Source organism: Streptomyces sp. NPDC021019 (assembly GCF_044333295.1).
Taxonomy (GTDB): Bacteria; Actinomycetota; Actinomycetes; order Streptomycetales; family Streptomycetaceae; genus Streptomyces.
This window is the reverse complement of sequence record NZ_JBIRQR010000009.1, coordinates 70,922-93,486: the sequence shown is the minus strand read 5'-3', so window position 1 is coordinate 93,486 and position 22,565 is coordinate 70,922. Positions and strand designations below refer to the sequence as shown.

The window sequence follows — 22,565 nt, the reverse complement described above, 5'->3', positions numbered from 1 at the left end:
GGAGTCCGGTACCAGGCATGTGTACGCGATCCGCCCCCGTCGACAACGGCACGCCGGCAGCGCCTCCCCCGGCCCCTCCATCCTCCGCGGGGCTCGCCTTCGACGCGGTGCTCTGCGATCTCGACAACGTCGTCCGCTTCTACGACACCGCCCCGCTCACCGCCCTGGAGCGGGCCGCCGGACTTCCGGAGGGCACCACGGCCGACATCGCCTACGCACCTGAGGTCGACCTCCCGCTGCTCCTGGGCTGGATCACCCCGGACGCCTGGGTGGCGGCCATCGCCGCCGGGCTCGTGGAACGGGTGGGCGCGGACCGGGCCCACGCGCTGGCCCGGGCACTCGCGGACGCGCCGTTCCGGGCCGACGAGGAGGTGGTGGCGTTGCTGCGCCGGGCCAGAACCCACGTCCCCCTGGTGCTCGTCACCAACGCGACCCTCCAACTGGACGCTGACCTAGCCCTGTTGGGACTTTCCGATCTGGCCGACGCGGTCGTGAGCAGCGCGGTGGAGCAGGTGGCCAAGCCCGACCCTGCCATTTACCGCATCGCGGCCGCGCGGGCGGGCGTACCGCCGGCCCGGTGCCTGTTCGTGGACGACCGGCAGGAGAACGTCGACGCGGCCACGGCCCTCGGCATGACCGGCGCCCTCTACCGCGAACCGGCGGACCTGCGACGGGCGTTGGGACCGTGCGCCGAGGACGCGGGGAGCACGGAGGCGGCGGGAGAGGCGCAGCAGCTCGCCGCGCGGGCGCGTTGAGCCCGGTGGACGGGGAGCCGGAGGTGCTGTCCGGCGGACTGGTCAACGCCGGAGCCGTCCTCCGTCACGGCGATGCCGTCGAACGCCCCGCCCCACCCCATGCCGCCCTCCTGCACGCCCATCTCCGGGCCCTCCGGGGACAGGGGTTCGACGGCGTTCCGGTCCCTCTGGGGGTCTCCGCCTCCGGGCGCCGCGAGCGGCTCTCGTACGTCCCCGGCGAGGTCGCCGTCGCCCCGCACCCGCCGTGGGCCTGGACGGACGGGTCCCTGCGCTCCGTGGGCGCGCTGCTCCGGCGCATGCATGACGCGGCGACGGCCGTTCCGTCCGGTGGGGCGTCCGGCTGGCCCGGCGACCTGGCCGACCCGGAGGGGGCGACGTCTACCGGAGCGTTGGTCTGCCACAACGACGTGTGCCTGGAGAACGTGGTGTTCCGGGACGGCCACGCCGCCGCGCTCATCGACTTCGACCTGGCCGCGCCGGGCCGCCCGGTGTGGGACGTGGCCATGGCGGCGCGCTACTGGGCGCCGATGCGGGGCCGCGCCGGCCTCGACCCGCCGCACCGTCTGCGCGTCCTGGCCGACGGTTACGGACTCGGGCGCGCGGACCGGGCGGCCCTGCCCCGGGTGATCGAGCAGGCCACCGCGGTGTGCCGGGCGTTCGTCGAGCTGCGGGTGGAACGGGGGGACGCGGCGTACGCGGCGGCGTACCTGGAGAGCGGCCGCGCGGTGTGGGACCGGCACCAGACCTGGCTGGCGGACCATCGCCGCGCGCTGACCGCGGCTCTGCTCACCGACTGACCACCGCGAAACCGCCCACTCCCCCGATCCCTCGACCCGCAGCCCCCGGCTCCGGTTCAGTCCCGCTCCAAGCCGGTCCGCAACTGGACGAACGCCTGCTCGGCCGCCCGCACCGCCGACGCGTGGACCCGGTCCGCGCTCTCCCCCGCGTCGATCCGCCGCCAGTTCTCCAGGGCCAGGATGCGCAGGACCGCGATGATCTGCCCGGCCGCGAGCCGTTCGGACAGCCCGTCGCCGAGGGCGCGGGCGAGTGCCGCCTCGGAGCGGCCCTGGTAGGCGTGCATGCGGGCGACCAGCGACGGCGTCCCATACAACAAGCGGTGGAATTTCAGCACTTCGGGTACGTCGCAGAGGCCGGTCACCGGGTCGCGGCGGTCGAGGCCGTCGAGGAAGTGGCGACGCAGGGCGTCCAGTGGGCCCTCGCCGGGGGGCCGTTCGGCGACCACCCGGGCGGACTCGTCCTCGTGGTCGGCGAACCGGTGCAGGACCAGGTCCTCCTTGGCGGGGAAGTACCGGAAGAGCGTCGGCTTGGAGATGTCCGCCGCGGCCGCCACCTCCGCCACGGACACCTTGTCGAAGCCGCGCTCCAGGAACATGGTGATGGCCGCGTCGGAGACCGCCTGATAGGTCAGCCGCTTCTTGCGCTCCCGCAGACCGACCGGTGCCGGGGGACGCTCCGGCGCCCGGCCCGGGGCCCTGACCGCGTCCCCGCTCCCGGACTCGCCCCCGGACTCGCCCCCGGCTCTCTCTCCGCTCATGACCATGAAGCGTACGCCCCTGCCCTCAAGCCGACTTGGCGTCGCCACCGGAGCCACCGGAAGCGCCCGGAGCGCCCGGAGCATCATGGGCGCCATCCGCGTCGGCCGCCCTGCGGATCAGGGCCTCCACCCCGTCCAGCAGCACGCCCATGCCGAAGGTGAACTCGTAGTCCGCCTCGTCCGGCTCGCTCATGACCCCGGTCTCCAGCTGCCGGGTGATCCCGGGGTGCCGCTCGGGGTCGACGAGCCGCTTGAGGGTGCGCTCGTGGGAGGCCGCCAGCTCCTCGGGCGTGATCCCGCGGGCGGTGACGGCGGCCTTCAGGTCGCTCATCATCAGTGCCTCGCTGCGCACGAAGTTGGAGACCAGCAGGATCACCGAGGTCTTGTCGCCCTCGCCGAGACCACTGCCCGTCAGCGCCTGGAGCCCCTGCTCCCACCACGCGATCGAGTTCGGGGTCGCGGGCGGGCCGCCGATGGGGATCCGGAGCGCCCAGAGGTGGCCGTGGTAGCGCTCGCGCTGCGCGGCCGCCCATTCGGTGAGCGCGGCCCGCCAGCCCGCACCGGTCTCCAGGGCGGACAGAGGCTCCGGCGGGCCGACGGCCGCCTCCTGCATCAGGACGTACAGCTCGTCCTTGGCGGAGACGTACCGGTACAGGGACATCGTGGACGCGCCGAGCTCCTGGGCGACCCGGCCCATCGACACGGCCGCGAGCCCGTCGGCCGCCGCGACGGCCACCGCCGCGGCCACGATCCGCTCCAGGCTCAGGCCGGGCTTCGGCCCCTTGGCCGGGCGGTCCCGCAGCCCCCAGGCCGCCTCCAGGCTGGCCGGCAGATCGCCGCCGCCCGAGCCACCGTTCTTCTCCGTCACCGCATCCCCTTCGCCCGCCGTCCCGGACATGCCGTCGTCCGGAACATTCCGCCGCCCCGGACACGCCGTCGTCCTGGCGCCCTCGCACTCCGCGCCCCCGTGCGCCTTGACCCCATCCTAGAGATGCGTAATGCTTACGCAGTAACGCGTATGTCATACGCAGAAGGAGATTCGACCATGTCCGGCCCGACCGGAACCACCGACAGCGACAGCGACAGCGGCGACGCTGCCGACGGCACCCACGCCATCGAGGCGTACGGCCTCACCAAGTCCTACGGAAAACCCGCCGTCCGGGTCCTCGACGGCATCGACCTCCAGGTCGGGCCCGGCACCGTCTTCGCCCTCCTCGGACCGAACGGGGCCGGCAAGACCACCACCGTGCGGATCCTCGCGACGCTGACCGAGGCCGATTCCGGCTCCGCCCGCGTCGCGGGGTACGACGTCGTCGCCGAGCGGAGCGCGGTGCGCAGGTCGATCAGCCTCACCGGCCAGTTCGCCGCCGTCGACGAGACGCAGACAGGCGAGGAGAACCTGCGGATGATGGCCCGGCTCACCGGGCTCTCCCGGGCCGGCGCCCGGCGCCGCGCCGGTGAGCTGCTGGAACGCTTCGACCTCACCGCGGCGGCCCGCCGCCCCGCCCGGACCTACTCCGGAGGCATGCGCCGCCGCCTCGACCTGGCGGCCGGGCTCGTCGGCTCACCGGAGCCCGGGGTGTTCTTCCTGGACGAGCCGACCACCGGCCTCGACCCGCGCAGCCGCCAGGAACTCTGGGGGGTCGTCCGAGAGCTGGCCGCGGGCGGGGCGACCGTCCTGCTCACCACCCAGTACCTGGAGGAGGCCGATCGCCTCGCCGACCGGATCGCCCTGCTGAACCGGGGCCGGATCGTCGCCGAGGGCACCGCCGCCGACCTCAAGTCCCGCGTCGGCGGGCACCGTCTCGACCTGGTCCTCACCAGCAGCGAGGCCTACCTCCGGCTGGCCGGCCGGGCCGTCCACCACTCCCCCGAGACCCTGACGCTCGGTCTTCCCACCGACGGCTCGGCGGCCCAGGTGCGCGCCCTGCTCGACGAGATCGACCCGACGGGCCACGAGATCGAACGCTTCAGCCTGCACAGCGCGACCCTCGACGACGTCTTCCTGGACCTGACCTCGAAGGCCTCGGAGGTCTCCAAGGCCTCCAAGGCCTCGAAGGCGCCCACGACTCCGGAGGCATCCGCCCATGTCTGACACCGCCGTTCGGCGCGCAGCCCCGGCCCGGCACACCGACGGCTCCGCACGGCGCACCGCCCCCGGCCCCGGGCCCGGTCCGCTCACCCACACCGCCGTCATGGCCGCACGCGCCCTGCGCATCAGCAGCCGCAACACCGATGCGCTGATCACCTCCCTGGCCCTGCCGATCATGCTGATGCTGATCTTCGTCTACTTCTTCGGCGGCGCGATCGACACCGGGACGGAGTACGACTCGTACGTCATGTACGTCGTCCCGGGCGTCCTGCTCCTGTCCGCGGGGTTCGGCGCCGCGACCACCGCCACCGCCGTCAGCGAGGACATGAAGGGCGGCATCATCGACCGGTTCCGCTCCCTGGACGTGGGCGGTACACCGGTACTGGCCGGGCACGTGGCGGCGAGCACCGTCCGCAACCTCTGCGCCACCGCCCTGGTCTTCGGCGTCGCGCTGCTGATCGGCTTCCGCCCCGCCGCCTCCTGGAGCGGCTGGCTCCTGGTGGCCGTCGTGCTGGTGGCCTACATCGTGGCCCTGTCCTGGATCTCGGCGGCGATCGGCCTGCTGGCCCGTACCCCGGAGGCGGCGAGCGGCTTCACGTTCTTCATGTCGTTCCTGCCCTACCCGAGCAGCGCGTTCGTCCCGACCGAGAACATGCCGGACTGGCTGCACGGCTTCGCCGACCACCAGCCGATCACCCCGGCGATCGAGTCCCTGCGCGGGCTGCTGCTCGGCCAGGAGGTGGGCAACACCCCCTGGATCGCGCTCGCCTGGGCCGCCGGGATGCTCGCCGTGGCGGTCGGCGCCTCGGGGACGCTGTTCCGGATCCGGGCCCGCTGACCGCCGGTTCCAGGACCGCGGTCCCGGGCCCGGCGGCGGGCCGATGCGGAACCCGTCCACCGCCGGGCGGACTCAGAACACGTCCGGGCACCACGGCCGTCGGCCCGTACGGAACACGGCGTCCGCCGTCGTCGCCGCCCCCGCCCGCAGCTCCTCGGCCCGGCCCAGGTCCACCAGCCGCCGCACGGACTCGTCACCCAGATACAGCGTGGCCAACTCCGCCACGTCCAGCGCCAGATCGGCGCTCCGGGTGGTAGGCACGCAGCGCGCGCCGTCGTCCGAAGCGTCCAGCAGGAAGCGGCCGCCGGCCAGCCCCGCGCCGTCCCGGACGTCCAGGACGAGCGACGCCTCGGTGCCGTAGGTCCGGGCCTCCAGGGCGCGCGGCACGTCCAGCATCCGCAGCCACAGCCAGTCCGCGTTCGTGACCAGCCGGGCCGCGCGCGGGTCGGGCAGCAGCAGCGGAAGCAGGTCGTCGGGCGCGCGGTAGCCGGAGCGGACCGTGGTGATCCAGTCGATCGAGCAGAGGAAGTGCCACAGGGCCCGCTCGGCCGCCGGGTTCAGCGCGATCATGTCCCGTACGGAGGCGGTGTTCAGCGGCTGCTTGGCGTCGCCCCACGTGTCGTCCGTGCCGTACACCAGCAGGCCGTCGACCGTGCCGTCGGCGGCCCGGTGCACCACGTAGAAGGGCTCGGTCCACTTCTCGTGGTCCGGGCGGGGCCCGACCCCCGTGTGCCGCCGCCACCAGCGCTCCCCGCGGGTGACGGCCCCGGGCTGCCGGGCCGCCAGCGCTCCGTGCACCTCGGGGCCGATCTTGCGGGTGTCGGCGCCGTCCACCATTTCGATCCGGCCGCCGCCCGCCGGCTGGCCGGAGCGGCGCGGGTCGAGGCCCGTCCGGTGCACGGAGACCTCCCACACGGCGCTCCAGGCCGCGGGGCCGAAACCGTACCGCCCGTAGATCGGGTACTCGGCGGCGATCAGCGAGGCGACCAGGTCGCCGCGCTCCTTGGCCGCCGCCAGGTCCGTCGCCATCATCCGGTTGAGCAGTCCGCGCCGGCGGTGCGTGGGCGTCACCGTGACCGCGGTGACCGCGTCGGCCGCCACGGTGGCGCCGCCGACGACGGTCAGTCGCTGGGTGAACGAGCGGAACGTCGCCACGCAGCGCCCGGCGTCGAAGACGCCCTGCACGCGGGAGAGGTCGACATCGGCGAGCCGGTCCGCGACGAGCTCCTCGTCCGGCCCCTTGCCGGCGGTCAGGAAACCGGTGCCCACCGCCCTCATCCACTCGGGGAACTCGGACGCGGTGACGGTACGGACATCGAGGCTCATCCCTCCACGCTAAGCATCCGCGCCTCAGAATGTCGCGCGAATTTCCCCGACCTCCGCCGCCCCGCCCAGCAGCGGCGCACGTCCGATCCGGGCGACCACCGGGGCGTCCACACCCAGCAGCTCCAGGGCGCGGGCCAGCACCGGGCCGAGCGCCCGGGTGGCCCCGTCGTCGATCTTGAAGGCGAGGGCCCGGCCGTCGGCCAGCGCCACCGCCTGGACCGCCTCGGCGCCCATCTTGGAGAGCGTCCCCGGTACCTCGCGCATCAGCCAGGTGTCCGGACGCCGGGTGCCCGCGACGTACTCCGGATGGGCGCGCATCGCGTCCGCGACCCGGCGCTCGGCGCTCCCGGGCTCCGCCAGCACGAAGGACCGGAACGCGCGCGCCAGGCCGGTCAGCCCGATCGCCATCAGCGGGGCCCCGCAGCCGTCCGTGCCGAGCGCCGCGACCGGCTCGCCCGCCGCCTCGGCGACGACCCGGCCGACGAGCTGCTGGAGCGGGTGGGCGGGGTCGAGGTAGGTGGCGGGGTCCCAGCCGTTGCGGACGCAGACGGCGAGCATGGCCGCGTGCTTGCCGGAGCAGTTCATCGTGAGCCGCTCGCGCACGTTCCCGCTCGCGAGGTAGGCCTCCGCCTCCACCGGGTCCAGCGGCAGGTCCGGCGGGGTCCGGAGGTCGGCGGTGCTCAGCCCGTGCTCGGCGAGCATCTTCCGTACGAGGTCGAGGTGGAAGGGCTCCCCGGAGTGACTCGCGGCGGCCAGCGCCAGCCGTTCGCCCGAGAGGTCCAGGCCGGCCCGCAGGATCGCGGCGGCCTGCATCGGCTTGTTGGAGGACCGGGGGAAGACCGGCGCCGCCGGGTCCCCGATCGCCCGCTCCACGCTGCCGTCGGCGGCCAGCAGGACCAGCGAGCCCCGGTGGCGCCCCTCCGTGAACCCGGAGCGCACGACCTCGGCCAGGACGGGCGGGGCGGGGACCGGGGCGGAGGATATGGCGGACGGGGCGTCGATGGACGTCATGGTGGCCTTCCGGGGACGGGGGTGCGGGACCCGCGCCCGGAAGGGTCGCTTCAGGCGAGCAGGTCGTCTACTTGTGCTTCCCCGTCACGGTACCTGCGGGCGATCTCCGCGCCGCAATCGTCGGCGGTGCGCTGGAGCTCGTGACGGCGGCGGGAGACCTGCTGTTCGTAGCGGACGAGCCGCCCCATCGCCGTGTGCAGTTCCTCGTCCGTCCGGGCTTCCAGGTCGGACAGCTCCACCTCGGCGAGGTTCTCGGCGGCGAGCTGCCGGAACTCGTCGCCGCGCGGCGTCGTCAGCGTGACGTGCCGGGCGGAGGTGCGGTGCCGGGACGGAGCGTCGGCCAGGATCTCGGAGAGCCGGCTCACCACCGCCGCGTCCTCCACGGGGGCCGCGGGGTCCCGGCGGCGGGCCAGTTCGGCGCGGAGGATGTCGATCCGGCCCTGCACCAGTCGGCGTACGTAACTGAGATCGGTCTCGTCGCGCTGGGCGTCCCGGCGCAGCGTCCGCAGCTCCGGCAGGCGCAGCCCGCCGAAACCCGCGTCGCCGCCGGCCTGCTCGGGCACGGTGGCGGCTGCCGCGGGCGTCGCGGGCGGCGGTACGGGACCCTGCCCCGGCAGACTGCGCTGTACGGGTGACCGCAGGGTGCTGGTGCGGTGACGTGCGCCCGGTACGGCACCGGGAGATTGTCCGGCTCCATAGGTACTCATGCTGTTCCGTCCCCTCGACCGGTGCGTCGGCACACCGACATCGTGCATCGTGCCACTCCGCACGGTGCCGATGCAGGTGCTCTGTACCCGTTCAGCCCAAGATAGGTTGGTCTGTATGCGTGCAGTGGTACAGAGAGTGGACGGCGCGAGCGTCTCCGTCGCCGGTGCGACGGACGACCCCCCGGCCCCCGGAGTCGTCGGGGAGATCGTCGGCGAGGGCCTGTGTGTGCTGGTCGGCGTCGCTCATGACGACACCCCGGAGAAGGCGGCGCAGCTGGCCCGCAAGCTCTGGTCGGTGCGCGTCCTGGAGGGCGAGAAGTCCTGTTCGGATGTGAATGCACCGCTCCTGGTGATTTCTCAGTTCACTCTCTACGGGGACGCCCGGAAGGGCCGCCGGCCCACCTGGAACGCCGCCGCGCCCGGCGAGGTGGCCGAACCGCTGGTGGACGAGGTGGTGGCGCGGCTGCGGGCGCTGGGGGCGCACGTGGAGACGGGCCGGTTCGGAGCGGACATGCGGGTCTCGCTCACGAATCACGGCCCGTTCACGTTGATCATCGAGGTGTAGCCGTACGCGGAGTGCTCCGTACGCGGAGTGCTCCGTAAACGGAGTGCCTACGGCTCGACCACCGTCTCCTGTGCGGCGGCCGTGTCGCCGGCGAGCAGCTCCGCGTCGACGGCCACGTTCCGCTTGACCAGGGCGAGGGCGATCGGGCCAAGCTCGTGGTGGCGGGCCGAGGTGGTGATGAAGCCGAGCTGACGGCCTTCCTGGCCGTCGGCGGCCAGCCGCACCGGCGTCCCGTGGCCGGGGAGGTGCACCTCGCTGCCGTCCAGGTGCAGGAAGACGAGCCGGCGCGGCGGCTTCCCCAGGTTGTGGACGCGGGCGACGGTCTCCTGGCCCCGGTAGCAGCCCTTCTGGAGGTGGACGGCGCCGCCGATCCAGCCCAGCTCGTGCGGGATGGTGCGGTGGTCGGTCTCGAAGCCGACGCGCGGCCGGTGGCCCTCCACGCGCAGCGCCTCGTACGCCAGGATCCCGGCGGCGGGGCCGTGGGCGGCGGCGTACGCCTCCAGGTCGGCGCGGGGCAGGAACAGATCCCGGCCCTGCGGGGTCTCCCGTACGGCCGCCCCGTCCGGGACCTCGGCGATGGAGCCGGCCGGGAGGTGGACGACCGCGATGTCGCCGGTGCGGTCGGCGACCTCGACCCGGTAGAAGAACTTCATCGACTCCAGGTAGGCGATCAGCTCGCCCTGGGTGTCCGGCTCGACGTGCATCCACACCGTCGTGCCGTCGTCCACCAGATACATCGCGTGCTCGATGTGCCCGTTGGCGGACAGGATGAGCGCCTCGGTGGCCTGGTGCGGGGCGAGATCGCTGACGTGCTGGGTGATCAGCAGGTGCAGCCAGCCCAGCCGGTCGTCGCCGGTGACGGTGACGACGCCCCGGTGGGAGAGGTCGACGAAGCCGTTGCCGTCGGCCAGCGCGCGTTGCTCGCGGAACAGGTCGCCGTAGTGCGCGGCGACGCCTTCGTCGCGGCCTTCGGCGGGAACGGCACCGGGCAGGGACAGCAAGGGGCTCTTCATGCGCCCAGCCTACGACTTGGCGGACGCGTCCTTCGCTGGCGTGTTCGCACCCGCGTCGGCGGACCCGGCGGAGGCCTCGCCGGAGCTCCCGTCAGAGGTCCCGCCGGAGGCCCTGTCCACGGCCCCGTCCGCCGCCGCTTTCGCTGCCGCGCACCCGGCGCAGCGGCCGAAGATGGCGAAGTGCTTCATGTCCGTCTCGAAGCCGAAATCGGCGCGCAGCCTCTCGGTGAAGTCGGCGACGACGGCGAGATCCGCCTCGATGACGTCCGCGCAGTCCCGGCAGACCAGGTGGATGTGGTGGTGCCGGTCGGCCAGGTGGTACGTCGGGGCGCCGTGTCCCAGATGGGCGTGGCTGACCAGACCCAGCTCCTCCAGGAGCTCCAGGGTCCGGTACACCGTGGAGATGTTCACGCCGGAGGCGGTTCTGCGCACCTCGCACAGGATGTCGTCCGGCGTCGCGTGCTCCAGGGCGTCGACCGCCTCCAGGACGAGCTGACGCTGGGGCGTCAGCCGGTAGCCGCGCTGCCGAAGATCGGTCTTCCAGTCGGTGCTCACCACACGCCCAGTGTAGGGCGGGATGAGCACCGGGCAGCCGTCCCGGCTCCGGGCGGGCTCCCCGCGGGGAGAATCCTTGCCGAGGAGCCCCTGCCCGAGGAATCCCTACTTGAAGAACGCGATGCCGTCGTCGGGCATGTCCTCGAGGTTCCGCGCCATCTCGGCGACCTCCTCGGGGGTGACGACCTTCTTCAGGTGCGCCGACATGTACGGACGCAGCTCGACCTCGGGGGTGGCCTTCTCGCCGACCCACATGAGGTCGCTCTTGACGTACCCGTAGAGCCGCTTTCCGCCGCTGTACGGGCCGGAGGCCGCCGTGCGGGCCACCGCGTCGGTGACCAGGTCGATCTGCGGCTTCTGGTGGGCCAGCTCGCCGTACCAGATCTCGATGACGCCCTGGTCGCGGGCCATGACGACCTCGACCTTGCGGTCCTTGTCGATGCGCCAGTAGCCGGTCTCGGTCTCCAGCGGCCGGACCTGCTTGCCCTCGTCGTCCAGGACCCAGGTGTGGGAGACGTACTCCAGGAAGTCACGGCCGTCGTGGCTGAAGGTGACCTCCTGGCCGAAGTTGCACTTCTCGGCGCCGGGGAAGTCGGACACGCCCGCGCCCGCCCAGTTGCCGAGGAGGAAGGCCAGCGGGACGAGGTCCGGGTGGAGGTCGGACGGAATCTCGATCATGAGCGGCTCAGACGATCTGTGAGGGTGCGAGGGGTGGGCGGGAAACCGTGGGAACGGCGAAGGTCAGCGCTGGCCCTGGTACAGCTTCTTCACGGTGATCGCCGCGAAGGCGGTGACGCCCACGCAGACCAGGATCAGCAGGGCGGAGAAGAATGCCTCAAGCACAGGGGGCTCCTCGTGACGAGCGGGTGGCGGCGGTGACGGGACCGGGCCCCCAGCCTAATGGGTGGGGGCCCGGCCTTCTCGTCCAGGTGTCGGCCGCGGGTCGCCGCGGCGGCCCTCAGGCGAGCAGCTGGTTCTGGAGGATCAGCGTCTGCTGGAAGGGAACGCGGGCCGTCTCCCGCTTCCCGGCGCGCTCGTGCACGACGAGGGCCATCGTGTCCCCCGCCAGGGTGTACGCCTGCCGGACGTGCTCGGCCCCGAAGGGCGCCTGCTCGGCGAAGACGAACGATGAGAGGTTCTCGATGTCGTGGTCCGAGCCCCAGGTGTCGTCGAACTCCGTGGTGTCCGTGCGGTCCAGCGGCGTACCGGCCGATGAGCCCACGCGCAGGTCGTCGAGCATGCGGCTCGCGAACGCCGTCGAGTTGAACCGCACCAGGTAGATCCGGGACGTCGTGCCGTCCGGCATGGTCCAGCCGCGTGCCGCGATATGGCGCGGGGCGGCGTCCTTCAGGAGCTGGGACACCGACGGCCGGTCCTGCTGCCGGTAGGCGTCGAGGAACGTCTCCGTGGAGATCCAGCCGCCTGGCAGCTTCTTGTCCGGCACCGCGCCGGCGGGGGCCGGCAGCAGCAGGTCGCGCAGGTCGGCGTGGTGGATCTCGGCCGGGTTGCCGGCCCCGAACGGCCGGGGCGAACCGGCCGGGAGCGCGGGCAGGGCCAGCTTCGGGTAGTCCCAGCGGCCGTCGTCCTCGGTGGCGAGCCCGGGGACGTCGGTCCGCTCCAGGGAAGCGATCCCGAAGGCCGTACCGGTGCCGAGCACTCCGAACGCCAGCGCGGCGGCCGTCCACCGTGCGACGGCGCGCAGGACCCGCCGGGGCGGCTTCGGCGCCGCCTCGGGGACCTCGCGCGCCTCGGGCGGAAGGACGGGTGGCGGTGCTTCGGGCATCACGGGCGTCCCGGTGGTGGTCCCAGGGACCACCGTCTGCTCGCTCATATGTACTCCCCCGGGGACGCGATGTGGTCGAGCTGGTCCTTCACCAGGTCCGCGACGTCCGACGGGCTGAACGGCTTGCTGCCGCTCGCGTCGACGGTGACCGAGACCTCTCCCTCGTACGCGATGCAGGTCATGCCGTCGAGGGTGTGGAGGGTGTCCTTGTCGCCCTTGGGCAGCCGGTAGCAGGTGGCCTTCTTGTGGCCGTCGATCGACGGCCCCTTGCGGAAGACGTCGAAGGAGTCCATCAGCTCCTTGCGGTTCACGTACGACGTGCGGACCGCCCGCTTGTCCCGCATCTTCATGACGTGGACGTTGACGACGAGGTCGTGGGCGTCCGAGGTGTACGAGCGCTGCGCGATGCCCCGGATACGGAGCTTCTCGACGGACTTGTTCAGCTCGCGGCGGTCCTTCCCGGCCAGGCCGCGCCCCATCTCCTTCATCGTGGCGGCGGCCTTGGCCCCGCTCGTCTCGCTGTCGTTGCCGAGTTCGCCGATGTCCGGGCCGAGCCGGTAGCCCTGGGGCACCGGCAGCAGGAGCTTGGTCAGCTCGGTGTCGTGGCGGCCCGCAGGCGCCCCGCCCGCCGGGTCCTTGCCGGCGGGAGCGTGGTCCTCGTCCCAGACGGTCGTGGCGACCGTCCGGTCCGCGGTGTCCACGGTGGCGTTGACGTACCCGGCCGCGCCGCCGATCGCCGCGAGCACCAGACCGACAGGCAGCGCGGTCAGCACCACCCGGCGCACCCGGCGGCCGGGAACCGGCATGGAGGTGGTCGTGGTCGTGGGCGTCGGCGTCGGCGTCGGCGTCGGCGTGGCAGCGAGTTCGGCCGACCCGGTCGGCTCGGGAGGCTCAGTCGCCTTGGCCGGCTCAGTCGCCTTGGTCGGTTCAGTCGCCTTGGTCGGCTCGGTCGCCTTGGTCGGCTCGGCCGGCTCGGTGACGGGCTTCGTGTCGTCGTCGTTCACAGCCGCTCCAGCTGTCGCTCGGCCAGCGTCCGGATGTCCTTCTTGCTGATCGGTACGGTGTCGAAGATGTTGATGTCGAGCACGATGTCACCGCGCACGGCCAGAGCCCTGGCCCGGTAGGACGGGAGGTATCCCGCCTTCCGCTCGACCGGGTAGAGGAAGTAGCGGCCCTCGCGGCTTCCCTTGATCGCGTCCCCCGAATTGCCCGCGCCTTCCTTGTCCTGCGGCATGTACATCAGCTGGCCATCGAGGTGCTCCGCCGCGCCGTGCAGGTCGCCGGACCGGAACTGAAGCAGCTGCACACCGGTTTCCCGGTACTTCCCCTGCCTCCACGAGGCCGAGGCGACCCGGCGCAGTCCTCCCTCGGCCAGCGCCTCGAACATGTAGTGCGGGTCCTCGTAGTACGCCTCGGCGTACTGGTCGATCGGCAGCCAGCCGTTGTCGAGGCCCAGCTCGTCGGTGAGCGACTTCTTCGCCCCCTTGGGCCGGTCGACGAGCAGCTTGCGCAGGTCGCCGTCCGTCCTGACCCGCTGGTCCTGGGCCGCGGGCAGCGGGGCCGGAACCCGGTCGGCGGACAGCGGCTTCGCCGGGTGGCCGAGGCCGGGCTGCGACAGGGCGGCCAGTGGCGTCGGCGCCCGCTCGGCCTGGATGCCATAGCCCACGGCAGCCCCGCCCGAGATCCCGAGCAGCGCCGCCGCCGCGATGATCAGCGTCGTACGGCCGCGCGGCCGACGGCGTACGGACTCGTCGGCCGCGGCGGCCTGCTCCGTCGGCACGGCCGGCGCGGGCGGCACGGCCGGCGCGGGCACGGGCCCTTCCGGCGCGGCAGGAATGGTGTCGTTCGGTTCCAAAAGGGTTCCCCCAAGAGACCTGAAGCGCGGGTTCCCTTACCTGCGCGCACAAGTGACCCCCAGGTCAGCGAGGAGGTTGCGTCCTGGACGATTACAGTTCGGCATATGCCGAAGAAGCTTGTGATCAAGGTGACCGCCGGGCCCGAGGCCGCCGAGCGCTGCTCCCAGGCCTTCACCGTGGCGGCGGTGGGCGTCGCCAGCGGTGTGGAGGTCTCGCTCTGGCTGACCGGCGAGTCCTCGTGGTTCGCCCTGCCGGGCCGGGCCGCCGAGTTCGAACTGCCGCACGCGGCCCCGCTGCCGGACCTGCTGGACTCGATCCTGGCGGGCGGCCGGATCACCCTGTGCACCCAGTGCGCGGCCCGGCGCGACATCGGCGAGAAGGACGTGCTGGAGGGCGTGCGGATCGCGGGCGCGCAGGTCTTCGTGCAGGAGGCCATGGCGGACGGCGCCCAGGCGCTCGTCTACTGACGGACGACCGGACGAGGGGACGACCGGACGAGGGGACGACCGGACGACCGGGCGAGGGGCTCCCCCCGGTTCAGTGGCGCTTCCTGCCGTCCAGTTCGTCCCACCACGCGTCGGACTCCGGGTCGCCGGACGGGTCGTCCCACCAACGGTCCTCCGGGCCCCGCCGGTTGGCCACCACCGCGGCGACGGGCGGGATCACCATGGCGACCACGCACATGCCGACGGCGACCGGCACGGACCACAGGCGCACCACGGCCCAGGCGGACACGAAGAGCGCGACGCATCCGCCCATCATGAGGAAGTAGTTCCGCCTGCGTCGGGCGTACATGCCTCCAGCGTAGGACTCCTCCGGCCGCCCGCCCACCCGATGGACCCCCGGACGGCACGAAGGGCCGCACCCCGCGTCAGGTGGCGTCCAACCCCCTGGGGTGCGGCCCTTCGGCCGTTCTTCGCGCCGTACGGAACGGCGTACCGTCCCGATCGCCGCGGATCAGACGGCGATGGCGACCTCGGAGAGCCCGCCGGTCTGCGCGACGACCGTGCGGTCGGCGCTGCCGCCGGGAACCAGGGCGCGGAGCGTCCAGGTGCCTTCGGCGGCGTAGAACCGGAACTGTCCGGTCGCCGAGGTCGGGACCTCGGCGGTGAACTCGCCGGTCGAGTCCAGCAGCCGCACGTAGCCGGTGACGGGCTCGCCGTCGCGGGTCACGCTGCCCTGGATGGTGGTCTCACCGGGCTTGATCGTCGAAGCGTCGGGGCCACCGGCCTGTGCTCCACACATGGTTCTGTCCTTCTGGTCGGGTCGTGCGGGTCGGTCGGACGGTCGGTCGGACTACTTCGCGGGGCCGAGCTCGATCGGCACACCGACGAGGGAGCCGTACTCGGTCCAGGAACCGTCGTAGTTCTTGACGTTCTCCTGGCCGAGCAGCTCGTGGAGCACGAACCAGGTGAGCGCGGAGCGCTCACCGATGCGGCAGTAGGCGATGGTGTCCTTCGCCAGGTCGACCTGCTCGTTCTCGTAGAGCGCCTTGAGCTCGTCGTCCGACTTGAAGGTGCCGTCGTCGTTGGCGTTCTTCGACCACGGGATGTTGCGGGCGCTCGGCACGTGGCCGGGGCGCTGCGACTGCTCCTGCGGGAGGTGGGCCGGGGCGAGCAGCTTGCCGCTGAACTCGTCGGGCGAGCGCACGTCGACCAGGTTCTGGCTGCCGATGGCCTTGACGACGTCGTCGCGGTAGGCACGGATCGACTCGTCCTGCGGCTTGGCCGTGTACTGGGTGGCCGGACGCGTCGGGACGGCGTCGGTCAGGTCGCGGGAGTCGAGCTCCCACTTCTTGCGGCCGCCGTCGAGGAGCTTCACGTTCTCGTGGCCGTAGAGCTTGAAGTACCAGTAGGCGTAGGAGGCGAACCAGTTGTTGTTGCCGCCGTAGAGGACGACCAGGGTGTCGTTGCCGATGCCCTTCTCGCTGAGCAGCTTCTCGAAGCCGGCCTGGTCGACGAAGTCCCTGCGGACCGGGTCCTGGAGGTCTTTGGTCCAGTCGATCCGGATCGCGTTCTTGATGTGGTTCTTCTCGTACGCCGAGGTGTCCTCGTCCACCTCGACGATGGCGACCTGCGGGTCGTCGATGTGGGCCTCGACCCAGTCGGCGTCTACCAGGACGTCGCTGCGGCTCATGTTGTTCTCCTCCGGGGCAGTCTGCGGCGGGGTGGTGCGAGATGCGGAGTTGCTGGGTGCGGGTGTAGGCGCGAGGGCACGGAACGTGGCGCGTACGGGGCACGGGGCCGACCCTGACGGCGGTCGAAGGGCCGGGGAGAGACGGGGACGGTGCGAACGCCCCGCTCAGAAGGTGCGACAGAGCATGGCGGCGACGCGGCACAGGTCTACTGCCCGCCGCTTCGTGAGATCCGCCTGTCGCTTCATGGGTCCGATCGTAGGGAGGTACGGACGAAGATGTCACCGTCGTATCGCATGATGAGACACGATCATCCGTGATGTGAGACAGGGGAGGGGCGTACGGGCACGGGAATCAGTGCGGGGCTCCCCCGAGCCTGCCCCGCATCTGCGGACCGGACACGGGCGTCTCACTATCCGGATCCGGGTGCCGTCAGGGCACGGGAGAGGGCGGGAGCGGGCGGAGGGTCGGCGGGACGGGGCGGAGGGCCGGCGGGAGGGGCCGGCGGGAGAGGGCGGCGGGAGAGGGCGGTCGGGGAGCCTGGGGCGGTCGGTCAGCCGGTCAGGGAGACGTCCGAGCCGGTCACCGAGATCTCCAGGCCCTTCTCGGTCACCTTGACCTCCCGGAGCTCCAGGCCCTTCGGCAGCCCGTCGATGTCGCCCTGGAAGTCGGTCTTCTCGCGGACCAGTCGCTCGACGCCGGGGAGCCCCTCGCCCGGCACCGTGTCCGCGCGCACCTTGATCGTGTGGCCGTCGACGCGGGTCACGGTGGACAGCACGCTGCGCGAGATCGGCCGGCCGAGGAGCTCGACGGTGCCGGTGACCTTCGCCTTGCCGTTGCCGCCGTACTCCACGACGACGCCGTCGCTGGCCGCCGCCGTCAGGTCCGCGTAGCTGACGAGCGCGGTGCCGGTGGCGCGGGCGGCCGTGGCGCTCCGGTAGCCGGAGCCGAGCTTCACGTCGTGCAGTTGGGCCCGGACCTCGCTGACCCGGATCGCGCGGCCGGCGGCGCTGGTCTCCATGCCGGTGAGGTCGACGTCGACCCGGTCGAGCCGCGAGGCGGCGAGCTGGGTGAGGAAGGGGAAACCCTTGATCGAGATCTCCGTCGTGGCGGGCCCGCCCCCGCTGATCGTGACCCGGTCCTCGGCCTCGGACTCGGCGAAATAGACAGCCGCGCGGTCGACGGCGAGGAAGAGGCCGCCGAGCACCACCACCAGGACCAGCAGTATTCGCAGTGCGCGCATCTGTCGTTTCCCCCACCTGAGCCGATCGGTCCCCCTGGCGCCCGTGAGCCTACTGCCGCAGGAGAGGGACGCCCCGGATGATCGACGACCGACGGCCCCCGATCGGTTCCCGGGGGCCGGTCGGCGACGGTGGCCGTGCGGCGGTCAGAGGATGGCGCGGCCGACCAGGTAGACGGCCGGGGCCGCCACGGTCAGCGGCAGCGCCACTCCGGCGGTCATGTGCACGAACCGGGACGGGTAGTCGTAGCTCGCCACCCGCAGCCCGATGAGCGCGCACCCGCCGACCGCGAGACCGAGCAGCACGCCCTTCGCCCCGAAGTCGGTCGTATTGCCGAAGGTGAGGCCCGCACCCGCACCCGCGAGCAGGGCCACCCCGATGGAGGCGATCGCTGGCAGCGGAAGGGCACGGACGAGCGCGGCCGCCGCGACGGCCGCCCCGCCGACCGTCACCGCGTCCGGGACCGCCGCGAGGAACCCGCCCGCGAGCACCGCGAGCGACGCCGAGACGACCGTGGCCATCAGGCCGTACATCCGCTCGTCGGCCCCCGCGTGGCTGCGGAGCTGGAGGACCACGGTGAGCAGCACCCAGACGCCCAGGGTGCCCAGCAGCGCGGCGGGGCCGTGCTCCCGGCCCGCGGCGAGCAGCACGACGTCGGCGACCAGTCCCCCCGCGAAGGCGAGCGCGATGCCCTGGCGGGCGGGCCACATGCCGTTGAGCCGGAACCAGCCGGCGGCCGTCACCGCCTGGAGGAGCACCACCGGGACGAGCAGCGCGTACGGCCCGATCGCCGCGCCCCCCGCGAGCAGCAGGCCGAGCACGGCGGTGAGCGCGGCGGGCTGCATCCCCGGCGCGATGATCGGCGAACGCCCTTCCGCGCGGGCCCGCTGGGCGTCGGTGATCCGGGCGTTGCCCAGCGTCGTGGGCGCGCTGTAACCCGTGTCGCCGGCCTCCGGCCGCGCGGTCATGGGTGCGGGGGCGGGCACGGGGGCCACGGGCGCGGCGGGCGCGGCCGGGACCTCCGGCGGCAGCGGGTAGGAGCCCGAGGCCCCCTGGGGCGGCAGATAGGCGGTGTCGGCCGCCGAAGCCGCCGAAGCCGCCGAAGGCCGGTACGGCTGCTGCGGTTGTCCCTGCGCCTGCCCCTGATGCCGCGGTTCCCGGAACTGGCGCTGGTGCTGCTGGTGCTGCTGGTGCTGCTGGTGCTGCTGGTGCTGCTGGTGCTGCTGCGGATCCTGGTACTGCTGCTCGTACGGAGGGTGCGGCTCCGGCGTCCCGTACGGGCCGGGCTGCTGCTGTCCGTACGGATCCGACTGAGGCGTCCCGTACGGACCCGGCTGCTGCGTCCCGTACGGATCCGGCTGCTTCGGCTGCCCGTAACCCTGCCCCGGCCCCATCCCCTGCCCGTGCCCCTGCCCCTGCCCCTGCCCCTGCCCCGGATCCCCCGCCCGGTGCTGAGCCCCGTCCGGGCGGATCGTCGGCTGGTACTGGGTGTCCCAGGTCGGCGCCTGCCACGTCTGCGTCCCGCCCTGGTCGAAGGCGGCCGGGTCCTGGGGCGCGGCGGACTGCCCGGCCGTACCGTCGGGCCAGTGCGGCGACGCCGGCTGCTGCTGCCGCTCGGGGTCGTACGGATACGGGTACTGCTGATCGCTGCTGCTCATGGCCTGCGGTTCACCCTCCTGCGAACGGCGGGAGCACCTCGACCGTGCCGCCCTCGGCAAGGCGTACGGTCTCATGCCCACGGGCCCCGACGGGGTTGCCGTCGATGAGGAACGAGCACCGCCGGAGCACCTGGCTCAGTTCGCCGGGGTGCCTCTCGCGGACCGCGTCGAGCGCCTCGGCGAGGGTCTCCGCCGCGTACGGTTCCTCCGCGGTGCCCGCCGCGGCCTTGGCCGCGGCCCAGTAGCGGATCGTCCCCGCTGCCATGGCGCCACTCCTTCGGGTCGGTTCGTCGGACGCCTCGTGCGTCAGCTCTCCATGATGGGTCACGCGCGCGGTGCGGCCGTCGCCCAGTCGGCGATACGGGCCAGCAGGGCGTCGTCCGCCGCGTTCTCGGCGTGGCCCATCCCCCGCTCCAGCCACAGCTCCGCGCCACCGGGCCCGGCCGCCTCGGCCAGCATCCTCGGGTGGTCCAGCGGGAAGTAGGGGTCCCGGTCGCCGTGCACGAGCAGCAGCGGGGCCGGGGTGATGAGCGGGACCGCGGCGACCGGGGAGAGCGGGACGGGGTCCCAGTCCGTGGTCGCGATCCGGGTGCGGAATCCGTAGCGCCCGACGAGGCGGCCCGAGGGACGGGTGACCACCCAGTGCAGGCGGCGCATGGGGGCCGTTCCCCGGTAGTACCAGCGGGCCGGCGCGCTGACGGAGACCACGGCGTCCGCATGCGCCCCCGCACTCCCCGTGCGCCCCGCGTGCGCCGGTACACGAACGGGCGCCTGCCCCGCCACGGAATCCGCCGCACAGAGAGCGCCGTGCCGGAGCACCACCGAGCCGCCCATCGAGAACCCGACCGTCACCACCCGGGAGTGCCCCAGCTCCCGCGCCCAGGCCACCGCGGCGGCCAGGTCCAGCACCTCGCGGTCGCCCACCGTGGAGCGCCCGCCGGACCGCCCGTGGCCCCGGAACGAGAACGTGACCACGGCCGCACGCCGGGCGAAGACCCGTGCGGCCCGCCGCACGGCGGGGCGGTCGGCCGAGCCGGTGAACACGTGCGCGACGACGATCACGGGAGCCTCCGCCGGCCCCTCGAACGCTGCGCCCCCCGGCGTCCCGGCACCCGCCGTACACGGTTCGTACACCGCCTCGACCGGTACGCCGTCATCCGTCAGCAACGTGGCGCATCGTGGGGGGCGCGTGAGCAAGGGAACAGAGGAACCCGGGAATCGCCCCTCGGACACGGAAGTCATGTGGGCTATTCTGCTGCGAAGAGGATCCGGGCAAAGCAGCCCCCGGGTCCTTTTGTGCTTTACCCGCGTTGTTACGACGACGTTTCCACAAGCTCAGCGGTCCCAGGGCGCGGGACCGCACCGTGAGACCCGCATGACGCATGACGCATGACGTACGAAGCAGTGCCGCATACTCCCCCGGGCCCGACCCGGGAGTGCCCCTCTCGCAGGGAACGAGGAGGACCGACGTAATGGGCGAGCGAACCGTGCACCATGATCGACCGAACCAGGCAGGTGGCCGGCGATGAGTTCACTGCTGCTTCTGACGAACGCACTCCAGCCGTCGACGGAGGTGCTCCCCGCCCTCGGGCTCCTGCTCCACAGCGTGCGGGTGGCCCCCGCCGAGGGCCCGGCCCTCGTGGACACCCCGGGCGCCGACGTGATCCTCGTCGACGGGCGGCGCGACCTTCCGCAGGTCCGCTCGCTCTGTCAGCTGCTGCGGTCCACGGGACCCGGCTGTCCGCTGATCCTGGTCGTCACCGAGGGCGGGCTCGCGGCCGTCACCGCCGACTGGGGCATCGACGACGTCCTGCTGGACACGGCGGGCCCGGCCGAGGTCGAGGCCCGGCTGCGGCTGGCCATGGGCCGCCGGCAGATCACCTCCGACGACTCCCCGATGGAGATCCGCAACGGTGACCTCTCCGTCGACGAGGCGACGTACAGCGCGAAACTCAAGGGCCGGGTCCTGGACCTGACCTTCAAGGAGTTCGAACTGCTGAAATACCTCGCCCAGCACCCGGGCCGGGTCTTCACCCGCGCCCAGCTCCTCCAGGAGGTCTGGGGCTACGACTACTTCGGCGGTACGCGGACGGTCGACGTCCACGTACGGCGACTGCGCGCCAAGCTCGGCCCCGAGCACGAGTCGCTGATCGGCACCGTGCGCAACGTCGGCTACCGCTTCGTCACGCCGGAGAAGGTCGAGCGCGCGGCGGAGGAGGCGAAGGACCGGGCCGCCGCCCGGCAGAGGGCGGCCGACCCCGTCACCCGATCGGAGCAGTCCTCTTCGGCCACGGTGCCGGAAGAAGCCCCGGTAGAGGCTGCCACCCCCTAGGTCCATCCGCGTAGACTGCGGCGCGTGGCCAAGGTGACGCGGGACGATGTGGCGAGACTGGCGGGGACGTCGACCGCGGTCGTCAGCTACGTCATCAACAACGGACCCCGGCCGGTCGCCCCGGCCACGCGCGAGCGGGTGCTCGCCGCGATCAAGCAGTTGGGCTACCGGCCCGACCGGGTCGCCCAGGCCATGGCCTCGCGCCGCACGGACCTCATAGGAATGATCGTGCCGGACGCCCGGCAGCCGTTCTTCGCGGAGATGGCGCACGCGGTCGAACAGGCCGCCGCCGAGCGCGGGAAGATGGTGCTCGTCGGCAACTCCGACTACCGCGACGAGCGCGAGGTCCACTATCTGCGGGCCTTCCTCGGTATGCGCGTCTCCGGGCTGATCCTGGTCAGCCAGGGCCCCAGCGAGCGCGCCGCCGCCGAGATCGAGGCCTGGGACGCCCGGGTCGTCCTGCTGCACGAGCGCCCCGAGGCGATCGACGACGTCGCCGTCGTCACCGACGACGTGGGCGGCGCCCAGCTCGCCACCCGGCATCTGCTGGAGCACGGCAACGCGTACGTGGCCTGCCTCGGCGGCACGGAGGAGACCCCGGCGGTCGGCGACCCGGTCGCCGACCACGTCGAGGGCTGGCGGCGGGCGATGCACGAGTCGGGCCGCTCCACGGAGGGCCGGCTCTTCCAGGCCCCGTACAACCGCTACGACGCCTATCAGGTGGCCCTCGGGCTGCTGGCGGGCCCGGACCGGCCCCCGGCGATCTTCTGCGCCACGGACGACCAGGCCTTCGGCGTGCTGCGGGCCGCCCGTGAGCTGCGCATCGACGTACCGGGCGAGCTGGCGGTGGCGGGCTTCGACGACGTGAAGGAAGCCGGCCTCACCGACCCGCCGCTGACCACGGTCCACTCCGACCGCCCGGCGATGGCGCGGGCGGCGGTGGACCTGGTACTGGACGACTCGCTCCGGGTCTCGGGGTCGCGGCGCGAGCGGCTGAAGCAGTTCCCCTCCGCGCTGGTGGTCCGGCGCTCGTGCGGCTGCGGGGAGCCCCCCGCGTCCGCCTGACCGCCCGCTCTCCGGATCTGCGGTCCTCCCTCGGAATCTCCGGCCCTTACAGCGGGCATACGCGGTTCTTCCGGGCTTC

27 protein-coding genes are annotated in these 22,565 nt (G+C 72.8%); 8 read left to right on the top strand and 19 right to left on the bottom strand.

What is annotated here, in order from left to right; all coding sequences use genetic code 11:
• The first annotated feature begins 17 nt into the window (after positions 1 to 17).
• Positions 18 to 755, top strand: coding sequence for an HAD-IA family hydrolase (locus tag ACH4RG_RS33135; RefSeq protein ID WP_398540678.1), 738 nt, complete (start codon positions 18 to 20; stop codon positions 753 to 755).
• Positions 752 to 1,552 (top strand): phosphotransferase, encoded by an 801-nt coding sequence (locus ACH4RG_RS33130; protein ID WP_397924991.1) that lies wholly within the window; start codon positions 752 to 754, stop codon positions 1,550 to 1,552. Before ACH4RG_RS33135 ends, ACH4RG_RS33130 begins: the two co-directional genes overlap by 4 nt.
• A 56-nt stretch (positions 1,553 to 1,608) precedes the next feature.
• Here the strand turns inward: ACH4RG_RS33130 and ACH4RG_RS33125 are convergent, their stop codons facing one another.
• Together ACH4RG_RS33125 and ACH4RG_RS33120 are read right to left on the bottom strand one after the other, a co-directional pair.
• Positions 1,609 to 2,316 carry a TetR family transcriptional regulator gene (locus ACH4RG_RS33125; RefSeq protein ID WP_397931198.1) on the bottom strand — a complete coding sequence of 236 codons (708 nt, stop codon included), beginning with the start codon at positions 2,314 to 2,316 and terminating at the stop codon, positions 1,609 to 1,611.
• A gap of 19 nt (positions 2,317 to 2,335) precedes the next feature.
• The gene (locus ACH4RG_RS33120) at positions 2,336 to 3,178 is read right to left on the bottom strand and encodes a TetR/AcrR family transcriptional regulator (protein WP_398540677.1); all 843 of its coding nucleotides are present in this window, start codon (positions 3,176 to 3,178) and stop codon (positions 2,336 to 2,338) included.
• A gap of 177 nt (positions 3,179 to 3,355) precedes the next feature.
• Between ACH4RG_RS33120 and ACH4RG_RS33115 the strand changes: the two genes are divergently transcribed.
• Complete coding sequence (locus tag ACH4RG_RS33115; RefSeq protein WP_398540676.1) at positions 3,356 to 4,405, top strand: ATP-binding cassette domain-containing protein; 1,050 nt, start codon at positions 3,356 to 3,358, stop codon at positions 4,403 to 4,405.
• On the top strand, positions 4,398 to 5,240 hold the full coding sequence (locus ACH4RG_RS33110) for an ABC transporter permease (RefSeq protein WP_397931191.1): 843 nt from the start codon (positions 4,398 to 4,400) through the stop codon (positions 5,238 to 5,240). The genes ACH4RG_RS33115 and ACH4RG_RS33110 overlap by 8 nt, the downstream gene beginning before the upstream one ends.
• Positions 5,241 to 5,312: 72 nt before the next feature.
• On the opposite strand, the gene ACH4RG_RS33105 is transcribed toward ACH4RG_RS33110, so the two are convergent.
• Genes ACH4RG_RS33105 through ACH4RG_RS33095 form a run of 3 tightly spaced genes read right to left on the bottom strand, consistent with a single transcriptional unit; the run spans position 5,313 to position 8,284 of the window.
• Positions 5,313 to 6,566: a GNAT family N-acetyltransferase gene (locus tag ACH4RG_RS33105; RefSeq protein ID WP_398540675.1), complete on the bottom strand. Its 1,254-nt coding sequence runs from the start codon at positions 6,564 to 6,566 to the stop codon at positions 5,313 to 5,315.
• 24 nt (positions 6,567 to 6,590) lie between these two features.
• Positions 6,591 to 7,577 (bottom strand): asparaginase, encoded by a 987-nt coding sequence (locus ACH4RG_RS33100; protein WP_397924980.1) that lies wholly within the window; start codon positions 7,575 to 7,577, stop codon positions 6,591 to 6,593.
• Between the two features lie 50 nt (positions 7,578 to 7,627).
• On the bottom strand, positions 7,628 to 8,284 hold the full coding sequence (locus ACH4RG_RS33095) for an ABC transporter substrate-binding protein (protein WP_397924978.1): 657 nt from the start codon (positions 8,282 to 8,284) through the stop codon (positions 7,628 to 7,630).
• Positions 8,285 to 8,399: 115 nt separating this feature from the next.
• Here ACH4RG_RS33095 and dtd point away from each other — a divergent pair, with 115 nt between their 5' ends.
• Positions 8,400 to 8,849, top strand: coding sequence for a D-aminoacyl-tRNA deacylase (gene dtd, locus ACH4RG_RS33090; RefSeq protein WP_397924976.1), 450 nt, complete (start codon positions 8,400 to 8,402; stop codon positions 8,847 to 8,849).
• A gap of 47 nt (positions 8,850 to 8,896) precedes the next feature.
• Here dtd and ACH4RG_RS33085 read toward each other — a convergent pair whose 3' ends face one another.
• The 6 genes from ACH4RG_RS33085 to ACH4RG_RS33060 all read right to left on the bottom strand — a co-directional run bounded on the left by ACH4RG_RS33085 (position 8,897) and on the right by ACH4RG_RS33060 (position 14,055).
• Positions 8,897 to 9,862 carry a YgfZ/GcvT domain-containing protein gene (locus ACH4RG_RS33085; protein WP_397931181.1) on the bottom strand — a complete coding sequence of 322 codons (966 nt, stop codon included), beginning with the start codon at positions 9,860 to 9,862 and terminating at the stop codon, positions 8,897 to 8,899.
• Positions 9,863 to 9,871: 9 nt separating this feature from the next.
• Positions 9,872 to 10,420 (bottom strand): Fur family transcriptional regulator, encoded by a 549-nt coding sequence (locus ACH4RG_RS33080; protein WP_397924972.1) that lies wholly within the window; start codon positions 10,418 to 10,420, stop codon positions 9,872 to 9,874.
• 102 nt (positions 10,421 to 10,522) lie between these two features.
• Positions 10,523 to 11,095 (bottom strand): FABP family protein, encoded by a 573-nt coding sequence (locus tag ACH4RG_RS33075; protein WP_007446360.1) that lies wholly within the window; start codon positions 11,093 to 11,095, stop codon positions 10,523 to 10,525.
• Positions 11,096 to 11,375: 280 nt separating this feature from the next.
• Complete coding sequence (locus ACH4RG_RS33070; protein ID WP_398540674.1) at positions 11,376 to 12,248, bottom strand: hypothetical protein; 873 nt, start codon at positions 12,246 to 12,248, stop codon at positions 11,376 to 11,378.
• Entirely contained in the window at positions 12,245 to 13,204 is a 960-nt protein-coding gene (locus tag ACH4RG_RS33065) for a hypothetical protein (RefSeq protein WP_398540673.1), read from the bottom strand. Before ACH4RG_RS33065 ends, ACH4RG_RS33070 begins: the two co-directional genes overlap by 4 nt.
• Entirely contained in the window at positions 13,201 to 14,055 is an 855-nt protein-coding gene (locus ACH4RG_RS33060; protein WP_398540672.1) for a hypothetical protein, read from the bottom strand. The genes ACH4RG_RS33065 and ACH4RG_RS33060 overlap by 4 nt, the downstream gene beginning before the upstream one ends.
• A gap of 105 nt (positions 14,056 to 14,160) precedes the next feature.
• On the opposite strand from ACH4RG_RS33060, the gene ACH4RG_RS33055 reads away from it, so the two are divergent.
• Positions 14,161 to 14,523: a DsrE family protein gene (locus tag ACH4RG_RS33055; protein ID WP_012380275.1), complete on the top strand. Its 363-nt coding sequence runs from the start codon at positions 14,161 to 14,163 to the stop codon at positions 14,521 to 14,523.
• Between the two features lie 70 nt (positions 14,524 to 14,593).
• Here ACH4RG_RS33055 and ACH4RG_RS33050 read toward each other — a convergent pair whose 3' ends face one another.
• From ACH4RG_RS33050 to ACH4RG_RS33015, 8 genes are all read right to left on the bottom strand, one after another.
• Positions 14,594 to 14,851 carry a DUF3099 domain-containing protein gene (locus tag ACH4RG_RS33050; protein WP_397924965.1) on the bottom strand — a complete coding sequence of 86 codons (258 nt, stop codon included), beginning with the start codon at positions 14,849 to 14,851 and terminating at the stop codon, positions 14,594 to 14,596.
• 162 nt (positions 14,852 to 15,013) lie between these two features.
• On the bottom strand, positions 15,014 to 15,301 hold the full coding sequence (locus ACH4RG_RS33045; protein WP_003968135.1) for a DUF1416 domain-containing protein: 288 nt from the start codon (positions 15,299 to 15,301) through the stop codon (positions 15,014 to 15,016).
• Between the two features lie 51 nt (positions 15,302 to 15,352).
• Positions 15,353 to 16,192 carry a sulfurtransferase gene (locus tag ACH4RG_RS33040; protein WP_215110756.1) on the bottom strand — a complete coding sequence of 280 codons (840 nt, stop codon included), beginning with the start codon at positions 16,190 to 16,192 and terminating at the stop codon, positions 15,353 to 15,355.
• A 165-nt stretch (positions 16,193 to 16,357) separates the two neighbouring features.
• Positions 16,358 to 16,438, bottom strand: coding sequence for a putative leader peptide (locus tag ACH4RG_RS33035; RefSeq protein ID WP_350310325.1), 81 nt, complete (start codon positions 16,436 to 16,438; stop codon positions 16,358 to 16,360).
• Positions 16,439 to 16,743: 305 nt separating this feature from the next.
• A complete protein-coding gene (locus ACH4RG_RS33030; RefSeq protein WP_397931171.1) occupies positions 16,744 to 17,433 on the bottom strand; it encodes a DUF2993 domain-containing protein in 690 nt (229 codons plus the stop codon).
• A gap of 144 nt (positions 17,434 to 17,577) precedes the next feature.
• The gene (locus ACH4RG_RS33025; protein WP_398540671.1) at positions 17,578 to 19,089 is read right to left on the bottom strand and encodes a hypothetical protein; all 1,512 of its coding nucleotides are present in this window, start codon (positions 19,087 to 19,089) and stop codon (positions 17,578 to 17,580) included.
• Positions 19,090 to 19,099: 10 nt separating this feature from the next.
• On the bottom strand, positions 19,100 to 19,354 hold the full coding sequence (locus ACH4RG_RS33020) for a MoaD/ThiS family protein (RefSeq protein ID WP_397924959.1): 255 nt from the start codon (positions 19,352 to 19,354) through the stop codon (positions 19,100 to 19,102).
• 59 nt (positions 19,355 to 19,413) lie between these two features.
• Positions 19,414 to 20,331, bottom strand: coding sequence for an alpha/beta hydrolase (locus ACH4RG_RS33015; RefSeq protein ID WP_398540670.1), 918 nt, complete (start codon positions 20,329 to 20,331; stop codon positions 19,414 to 19,416).
• Between the two features lie 283 nt (positions 20,332 to 20,614).
• Here ACH4RG_RS33015 and ACH4RG_RS33010 point away from each other — a divergent pair, with 283 nt between their 5' ends.
• Entirely contained in the window at positions 20,615 to 21,421 is an 807-nt protein-coding gene (locus ACH4RG_RS33010) for a winged helix-turn-helix domain-containing protein (protein ID WP_397924955.1), read from the top strand.
• Positions 21,422 to 21,445: 24 nt separating this feature from the next.
• Positions 21,446 to 22,486, top strand: coding sequence for a LacI family DNA-binding transcriptional regulator (locus ACH4RG_RS33005; protein ID WP_215110868.1), 1,041 nt, complete (start codon positions 21,446 to 21,448; stop codon positions 22,484 to 22,486).
• The last annotated feature ends 79 nt before the right edge of the window (positions 22,487 to 22,565 follow it).